General features: G+C 69.6%; 6 protein-coding genes. 3 read left to right on the forward strand and 3 right to left on the reverse strand.

Annotated features, from left to right (window positions below):
• Positions 1 to 222: 222 nt before the first annotated feature.
• A complete protein-coding gene (locus tag STRTUCAR8_RS38630) occupies positions 223 to 885 on the reverse strand; it encodes a hypothetical protein (RefSeq protein ID WP_078507445.1) in 663 nt (220 codons plus the stop codon).
• Positions 886 to 901: 16 nt separating this feature from the next.
• Positions 902 to 1,855: a DMT family protein gene (locus STRTUCAR8_RS38635; protein ID WP_052350938.1), complete on the reverse strand. Its 954-nt coding sequence runs from the start codon at positions 1,853 to 1,855 to the stop codon at positions 902 to 904.
• A 303-nt stretch (positions 1,856 to 2,158) separates the two neighbouring features.
• On the opposite strand from STRTUCAR8_RS38635, the gene STRTUCAR8_RS38640 reads away from it, so the two are divergent.
• Positions 2,159 to 3,433, forward strand: coding sequence for a hypothetical protein (locus tag STRTUCAR8_RS38640; RefSeq protein WP_044473615.1), 1,275 nt, complete (start codon positions 2,159 to 2,161; stop codon positions 3,431 to 3,433).
• Between the two features lie 95 nt (positions 3,434 to 3,528).
• Here the strand turns inward: STRTUCAR8_RS38640 and STRTUCAR8_RS38645 are convergent, their stop codons facing one another.
• The gene (locus tag STRTUCAR8_RS38645; RefSeq protein ID WP_006381796.1) at positions 3,529 to 5,361 is read right to left on the reverse strand and encodes a bifunctional metallophosphatase/5'-nucleotidase; all 1,833 of its coding nucleotides are present in this window, start codon (positions 5,359 to 5,361) and stop codon (positions 3,529 to 3,531) included.
• Between the two features lie 276 nt (positions 5,362 to 5,637).
• Here STRTUCAR8_RS38645 and STRTUCAR8_RS38650 point away from each other — a divergent pair, with 276 nt between their 5' ends.
• Positions 5,638 to 7,629 (forward strand): YncE family protein, encoded by a 1,992-nt coding sequence (locus tag STRTUCAR8_RS38650; RefSeq protein ID WP_006381789.1) that lies wholly within the window; start codon positions 5,638 to 5,640, stop codon positions 7,627 to 7,629.
• An 88-nt stretch (positions 7,630 to 7,717) separates the two neighbouring features.
• Entirely contained in the window at positions 7,718 to 8,323 is a 606-nt protein-coding gene (locus tag STRTUCAR8_RS38655; RefSeq protein ID WP_006381794.1) for a Uma2 family endonuclease, read from the forward strand.
• Positions 8,324 to 8,328: the final 5 nt, after the last annotated feature.

Raw genomic sequence — 8,328 nt, forward strand, 5'->3', positions numbered from 1 at the left:
CGTCTTGTCCGACGGCCCCGGTTTCGCAGGGGCGTGCCGGGTCGAGGTCGACGACGTCCTCGCTGTCGCCGGTCCGCCCCTCATCACCTGGCTGAGACGGTGCGGGTCGTCGGCCTCCGCACAGGCCCGCGAGATCCTCCGCACGAAGCCGGCAGCACCCTCGGGCGATTCGGGTGATGCCGCCACCGCACCACCGCGAGAAGATCGGTGGCCGGTCCTCCCTCAGGCACTCAACCGGCCTGCCCCGCCTGTCGCGTGACGGGTCGTCAGCCAACCGTTCGCGCCCGGTCCGAGGGGGATCTCGTTCGGGCCGCGGAACCCCAGGGACCTCAACTGGTCCCCGTGGCGGGGGGACAGCGTCACCGCGACGGCGGTCGCGGCCTCGTCGTCGACCGCTCGCAGGCCCGGAGCCAGCAGATCGGCGGCCACGGTGTGGTCCCAGGCGCTCGTGTCGTCCAGTGTGCCGACGAGGAACACCTTCCAGTGCGGCAGGTCGGGCCCCACGTCCTTCAGCCACATCGGCAGGGGCGGGCAGTCCTCCGGGCCGGTCGCCAGCTCACGCGCGAGCAGGCTGCTGAAGCGGGTGTCCGGGGGCTCGGAGCCGACGCCGGGCGGCAGCCAGACGGCAGCCGCGAGGAGCCCGCCGTCCTGCCGCTCGGCCACCCAGATCCGGCCCTCTTCGAGGGCGTAGTGGGCCAGCACCAGCCGCATGGCACTCTGCGTCCGCTCCCACGAGCCCGCCGGTGCGGGCGACGCGATCATGCGCACCACCGCAGGCACGTCCACCAGTCCCGCCGCGCGCACGGCTGTCGCAGGACGCAGTTGCACCAACTCCGTGGGCGCCGTCGCCTTCATGGCTGTGGCCTTCGTCATCGTCGCCGTCATCTTCGTGTTCTCCATTTCAGGCCGCCCGGCTGGTGCCGGTGAGGATCCGGGCGGGTCGCAGGTGGGACAGGCGGGCGTCGAGGTCGGCGGAACGGTCCAGCTGCGACCCGGCCAGGGGCAGGGGCTGGGGCAGGGGCTGGGGCAAGGGCTGGGGCAAGGGCAGGGGCCGGCTCAGCAGGACCACTCCGCGTGCGGCTGCCGCCGCGCCGGCCAGGGCGAGGAGGATGCCTGTCCCGCCGTACTGGAAGCCCTCGCCGAGCAGGGTGACGCCGACGGCGGACGCGGCGACCGGGTTGACGAGGGTGAGCAGCGCGAGGGGGCCGCCGAGGCCGCTGCCGTACGCCTTCTGGGCGAGCAGCAGCCCGCCCGCCGCGAACCCGACGGTCAGGACCGCGACCAGCGCCGCACTCCACGTCGTCCCCGCCCCTACGGCGAGCTTCTGGGCCAGCGTCGAGCCGACTCCGGAGGCGATGCCCGAGGCCGCCGCGAAGGCGAGGCCGGCATGGGCGGAACCGCCCGAGGCCGACCGTACGAGGACCGCGATGGCGGAAGCGGCGGCGAAGGCGACCGCCAGGACCTCGGCGGTACTCAGCGTGCTGTCCGGCGAGCCTCCCGAGGCGGTGACGGTCAGCAGCGCCGTCAGTCCGACGAGCGTGAGGGCCATGCCGCGCCACTGCGTGCCGGAGGTCCGGCGGCGGGCGGCCAGCGAGCCCAGGGGAACCGCCACCACGAGGGTCAGTACGCCGAGAGGCTGCACCAGGCTCAGCGGGCCGTAGCGCAGGGCGACCACGTGCAGCAGCGCGCCGCCGGCGTTGAGGAGGACAGCTCCCCACCACGAGCCCCGGGCGAGCGCGCCGCGCAGGTCCGCCGTTCCGGCCGCGGTCCGCTCCTGGACCACGGCGGCCATGGCGTAGCAGAGCGCGGAAACGAGGGAGAGGGCGACGGCCAGGAGTACTGGGGAGCTCGTCATCACATATTCCCATCGATACGAAACGGTTTCGTACCGACAAGCTACGGGGGTGCCGATCGAAACGCAAGCGTTTCTCTACCCGGCCGGACCCTCTGACTCCATCCGCCCAGGTGGGGGAACCACAGGGTCCGGATAAATACCTAATTCCGTGACAACCATCCGGCCTCAGCACCGTCTTAAAGGCGCAGGGACTCACTCCCGACCATGACGTACTGGTCAGCACATCGGAGCCGGCGCCGCACATCTCGCACCACCTCCCGCACCACCTCCCGCACCACACCACCAGCGAATCCGGGGGGATTCATGTTTCGCACCATCCGTATCGGTCGTCCACTCGCCATGGGAGCGGCCGGCGTGCTGATGTCACTGGGATCGGTGGCCGCCACCGCTCCCACCGTGTGGGCCGCGCCGGGGGCGCCGACTCCGTCGGCCGGGCCCTCGCAGACCTGCTGCCACACCGAGCTGGCCGTGGACGGGCCCGCCGCTGTGGGACTGGCCGGACAGCCGGTCGAGTTCACCGAGAAGATCACCAACACCTCCGCCACCGAGTCGGAGGACGTCTTCCTCAACCTGGTCGCGGACGCCGGGGTCGGCATGCCGGAGAACGGCCTGGCCATCTGGTACCGCGCGGACAACGGGGCCTGGGCGAAGGTGCCGCTGGAGTACTCCGACGGTTCGTTCCAGGGGGCGCTGCCGCTCACCGTCACGCTCGGCCCCGGAAAGAGCCGTGTCCTCCACCTGCGCCTCGGGCTGCCGATGGGCGAGCCGCACAACGGTGACAGCGACGGGGGCGCGGACTCCGTCAAGCTGACCTCTTCCGTCGGGGCCGCCGACGGTTCCTGGGTTCTTCAGGCCCGTGACGTCCGTACCGTCGCCGTCAAGGGCATGACCTCCAGCTTCACCGGAGTGCCCGCGACGGCCGTACCCGGCGGGGCGCCCGTCGAGTTCAAGGCCACCGTGGCCAACACGACGGCCTCCGACTACGTCAACGTCAGCAGCGTCCTGTTCACCGACCGGTACGCCACCGTGCGGGTGTTCCGCGCGGGCGAGTGGGTCACGCTGAAGCCGGTGTTCGAGGCCGCCGAACCCGACACGGCGGGCTTCTACCTGCGCGGCCACGACTACGCGGTCTCCACGGGCGCCACCAGCACCGTCCGGGTCCGGATCTCCTGGCAGAAGAACGCACCGCTCGGCAGGACCCGCCTCGTTCAGAGCGTCATCGTCAACGAGGGCGGCTCCGTCCCGTTCCGGGGCACGTACGTGGGCGCCGCGTCCGCCCAGGTGACGCTGACCGGCGGCCGGTCGGCATCCCCGAGCCCGAGCCAGAGCCCGACCGCGTCGGCGTCCGCCTCGGAATCGGCCTCGTCCGGCGGCACCCCCACCCCCACTCCCACCGGCCCCACCACATCCGCGCCCGCACCCACACCGTCCGCCACCTCCCCGGCGAGCACCGGCACGCAGTTGGCCAGTACCGGCAGCGACCAGGCCGGCACGCTCGTCCTGTCCCTCGGCGGCGGGGCACTCGTGCTCGCCGGAGGCTCCCTCGCCGCCTACACGCGGCTGCGCCGTCGCGCGTAAGGGAGTTCACGCCGCCGACATGCGCACCACCCGCTGACGTACCCGCCCCCAGCACGGGCGGGTACGTCAGCGGCTCGCATCCCTGGACCTTCCCGTCAGGCCGGGAACACCGCCGTGCCGCCCTGCGTCAGCTTCCAGTTGGTGACGGCGAAGTCGGCGGGGTTCAGGGTGCCCTTCGTCGTCACGTAGTCGATCATCAGCTGACGGATCTCGTTGGTGGAGCTGTACGCGATGTCGGCGGCGGCGATGTGCGGGTAGCCGCTGCCGCCGTTGGCGCGGTAGTTGTTCACCGCGACGACGAAGACCTGGTCGGCCGTGACCGCGGCGCCCTTGTAGGAGAGGTTCTTGATCCGGGACCCCTCCGCCGCGGCGATGTCGATGTCGTAGTCGACGCCGGCCGCCGTGTCGTACATGTAGTCCCAGAAGCTGTTGGCGTTGGTCAGCGTCGCGGTGTCGACGGCCGTACCCACCGGCACCTGGTGGTAGTACTTCGCCGCGAACTCCAGGTAGTCCTTGAGCTGGGAGCCCGTCAGCTTCTTGCCGTACAGGGTGTTGTCGTAGATGTAGAGCCCGGCGACGTCGCGGATGCTGACGTCACCCTTGGGGATGTCGGCGCTGCGGCTGAAGGGCGCGGCGACGGAGATCAGCGGGAGGGCGGCGTCGGCCGTCGACAGGCCGGTGGCCACCGTGGCCATCTGGACCTGGTGGATGAAGTCCATGACGGGTACGTCCTTCCAGCACGCCTCCGCCGCCGACAGGTCCGCCGTACACGTGCCGACAGCCGTGTTGACGTACTTCACGACGAGCTCGTGGTCGGCCTTGAGCAGCTTGGTGATCTGCGCGTCCTCCTCGACACCCTTGGGGTCGAGCGTCTTCGCCTTCGTGCTGGTCACCTTCCACTGACCGCGCTCGAGTTCGAGCTCGAAGTCGAAGACGGTCAGGCGCATGCCGTAGCAGTACGGCTCGGAGAGGACCACGTCCTTGCCGGTCGCCTTGTTGGTCACCGTGTAGGACGACACCTCGGTGTGCGTGTGCCCGACGAGGATCGCGTCGATCCCGGGCACCTGCTCCGCGACCAGGTTCGACGCGTTCTCGACGTACGGCAGCTCGTTGCCGTACGACGAACTGCCGTCCAGGCCCGAGTGGTCCGTGAGGAAGACGACGTCACAGCCGAGGGCGCGCATCCGCGGGACGTACTTCTTCGCCTGCTCGACGAGGCCCGTGAACGTCATCTTCCCGGCGACGTTGTCCTTGTCCCACAGGGCGATCCCGGGGTTCGTGAGGCCGAGGATGCCGACCTTGATGTCCGGCGCGCCGGGGACCCGGATGCGCTTGACGGTGTACGGCTGGAAGGCGGGCCGGAGCGTCTTCGCGTCGAGCGCGTTGGCACCGAGCAGCGGGAAACGGCACTGGCTCTCGAACTTGCGGAGGGTGTCGATGCCGTAGTTGAACTCGTGGTTGCCGAGGGCTGCGGCGTCGTAGCGCATGGCGTTCATGGCGACGGCCATGGGGTGTTCGGGACCGCGCTTGCCCTTCCCGGCGTCGATGGGGTCCACGCGCGCGTAGTAGTACGCCAGTGACGTGCCCTGGATGATGTCGCCCGCGTCGACGAGCAGGACGTGGTCCTCGCCCTTCTCCGCGCGCTGCTGCTTGATGAGGGTGGCCACGCGGGCGACGCCGACGGAGTTGCCGGCCTTGTCGGTGTAGGCGGCGTCCGTGTAGTAGTCCCAGTCGAAGACATGGCTGTGCAGGTCGGTGGTGCCCAGGATGGAGAAGGTCCAGGTGCGGGGCGGCTCGCAGTGCGCGCCGGCGGCGCGGTCGGCGGCCTGCGCGGGGGCTGCCGCGACGGTCCCGGCGGCGGCCACGGCGGCGCCGGTGACAGCCGACGTGTGCATGAACTGGCGACGGTTCATGGGCGAGATGGGCATGAGGAAACTCCTGGGCAGCTGGGACGGCTGGACACGGCAGGCGGGTGGCTACACGCGTAGATCGTGGCCGCACACTCGGCGCCCAGGAACCAAGAACAGGCCATGACAGGCCATGTCCCGGTCAATTCGAGCGAAAGAAGGGGATCCCACCCGTCCCGTTAACCCCCTGTGAACCTTGTGTCAGTGGTATGACCTACCCTGCTCTTCACCGTCTCTACACAGAGGCCAAGTGGCCCCGCTTCAGGGCACTTTCGTACCGGGGGGTTCGAAATAATCGTGCACAGACGCACTCTGTCGACCGCGCTCGCGGTCGCACTCACTTTCGGTTCCGTCGCGCTCACGACCGGCGTCGCGAGCAACGCCATGGCGGACGACCAGCGCGACCTGGGCATCGCCTCGTTCGGTGACATCGTCGTGGACGGTGTCCACCAGCGCGTCTTCGTCAGCGATCCGGCCAGCAACCGGGTCCTCGTCACGGACTACCGGGGCAACTTCGTCGCGGAGGTGTCCGGTCTGCGCGGCGTCACGGGCCTGGAGCTCTCGGCCGACTCCCGCACGGTCTACGCGGCCGTCCCCGACGGCGTCGGCGACACCGGCGACGCGATCTTCGCCATCGACACGGTCACGGCGACGGAGTCCGCCCGGTACGCCACGGGTGACGTCAACCCGCGCTCCGTGGCCCTCGCCGGCGGCAAGCTCTGGTTCGGTTACGGCACCGCCGGCACCGGCAACATCGGCTCGGTCGACCTGGCCGACCCGGAGCACAAGGTCACGCTGGACGCCGACGCGGCCAAGCCCTGGAGCGCCTCTCCCCTGCTGGAGGCCGCGCCGGGCTCGAACAGCCTGGTCGCGGGCCTCCCAGGCCTGGCCTGGACCGAGCTGGGCGTGTACGACGTCTCCTCGGGCACCGCGACCGCCACCGCGCGCAAGACCGTCCCGGGCAGCGAACTGCGCGACCTCGCGGTCACGGCGGACGGCGGGCGGGTCGTCGCCGCCGCGCAGGACCCGTCCAACCACGTGGTGTTCAAGACCTCCGACCTCACGGCGGACGGCAAGTACGCCGACGACCCGGGGTCCGCGAACGCGGTGGCCGTCGCCCCCGACGGCACGGTCGCGGCGGGCAACGACACGTACTTCGGCCAGGGTCTGCACATCTACAAGCCGAACCGCACGGCCTCCGTCCGGGACTACGACTTCATCAACGGCACCGGCACGGGCAACCTCGCCACGGCGGGCCTCGGCTGGGCCCCGGACAGGTCCCGGCTGTTCGCGATCACGGCCGGGCAGGGCAACACGTACGACCTGCGCGTCCTGAACAACCCGACCAAGGCCGTCACCAGCGTCTCCGTCACGGCACCGGTGAGGTCCGACCGCGCGAAGAAGCTGACGGTCAAGGGCAAGGTCACCAGCAAGGTGACCCTCCCGTCGGGCAGCAAGGTGACGATCACCCGCAAGGACCTCGACGCCCCGAGCGGCCGGAAGATCGGCACGGCGACGATCGCGGCGAACGGCACGTTCTCCTTCACCAACAGCCCGCCGGCCGGCGGCAAGGTGACGTACGTACTGTCGTACGCGGGCGACGCCGACCACCTGGCGTCCTCCGGCTCGGACTCGGTCGACGTCTCGCGCGCGGTGACCTCGATCCGTCTCTCCAACAACAAGAAGACGTACGACTACGCGAAGAGCGTCAAGTTCACGGCGCACCTCGGCAAGACGTACAAGAACCGCAAGGTCGAGATCTGGGCCGACCCGTACGGCTCCGACCGGCCCGACAAGCTGGTCAAGGCCGGCACGGTCAACAGGAACGGCGACTTCTCGACCACGTACAAACTCACCCGCGACACCCGCCTGACAGCACGGTTCACGGGTGACGCGCGCTACGCGCCCAAGACGGTCGCCAGCACGGTCTACACCAAGGTCAAGGTGTCGACGTCGGTCAGCCGCCAGTACAAGAACAAGAACGTGTACGGCCAGACGTACGCCTACTTCCACCAGGCCACGACCCCGCTGTTCACAACGACCATGACGGCGTACCCGCACCGCCGGCAGCGCCTCCAGATCCAGTACTTCTACGAGGGCACCTGGTTCGACGGCGGCTCCCAGGACTTCGAACTGGACTCGGCCGGCATCTCCCGCGTGGAACTGGGCGGCACGCACGACATCGGCTACCGCTTCCGCATCCGCTCGTCGTACGTCGACGGCGTCGCGGGCGACAACGTGAACACGACGACGCACGGGGCGTGGAAGTACTTCATCTTCACGTCGTGAGCAGAGCAGATGGGACAACCGGCTGCCACACAGTGCGTGCTTGACTACGCTGAGTGGCAGCTGGTCAGTCTCAGGTGAAAGGCGCATCATGACGTTGATGACGGAGCGACCGATCACGACAAGCGGCACGGAGACCCCCAGCTTCGAGGACCTGTTGGACGCCCTCGACGTGCTTGACGTGCCGACCGGCTACAGGGCCGAGATCATCAAGGGGAACATCGTCGTGTCGCCGTGGTCGAAGGGGTACTACTCCCGCGTCATGAAACTGGTGCGTCGGCAGCTTGAGGACTACATCCCCGAAGGCCACCTCATCGACTCCTCGCCCCTCCTGTTCGTCTTCCCGGGCCTCGAGCGTGCGTACGGACCGGACATCTACGCCGCACACGAGCGGACGCTGGAGACGGACAGCAACCGCCTCGACGGAGAAGGCCTCTCCTTCGTCGCCGAGCTGACCTCCCCCTCCACCCGCGACGACGACCTCACCGACAAGGTCGCGGTCTACGGCGGAGCGGGTGTCCCCGTCTACCTGGTCCTCGACATGCAGAAGGACGAGGCCAGCCTGTTCCTGGAGCCGTACGCGAAGGGCTACAGGTCCCGGCTCACCAAGCCGTTCGGGGAGAAGCTCTACATCCCCGACCCCTTCGGCTGCGAGCTCGACACCGCCGGGTTCGTGGCCCCCGCGGCCGAAAGCTGATTCCG

This window comes from Streptomyces turgidiscabies Car8 (assembly GCF_000331005.1).
In the GTDB taxonomy this organism is placed as follows: Bacteria; Actinomycetota; Actinomycetes; order Streptomycetales; family Streptomycetaceae; genus Streptomyces; species Streptomyces turgidiscabies.

What these genes read in the sequence shown, in the direction of transcription:
- STRTUCAR8_RS38630 (WP_078507445.1), bottom strand. Translation starts at nt 885, where the DNA reads ATGACGGCGACGATGACGAAGGCCACAGCCATGAAGGCGACGGCGCCC.
- STRTUCAR8_RS38635 (WP_052350938.1), bottom strand. Translation starts at nt 1,855, where the DNA reads ATGACGAGCTCCCCAGTACTCCTGGCCGTCGCCCTCTCCCTCGTTTCC.
- STRTUCAR8_RS38640 (WP_044473615.1), top strand. Translation starts at nt 2,159, where the DNA reads ATGTTTCGCACCATCCGTATCGGTCGTCCACTCGCCATGGGAGCGGCC.
- STRTUCAR8_RS38645 (WP_006381796.1), bottom strand. Translation starts at nt 5,361, where the DNA reads ATGCCCATCTCGCCCATGAACCGTCGCCAGTTCATGCACACGTCGGCT.
- STRTUCAR8_RS38655 (WP_006381794.1), top strand. Translation starts at nt 7,718, where the DNA reads ATGACGTTGATGACGGAGCGACCGATCACGACAAGCGGCACGGAGACC.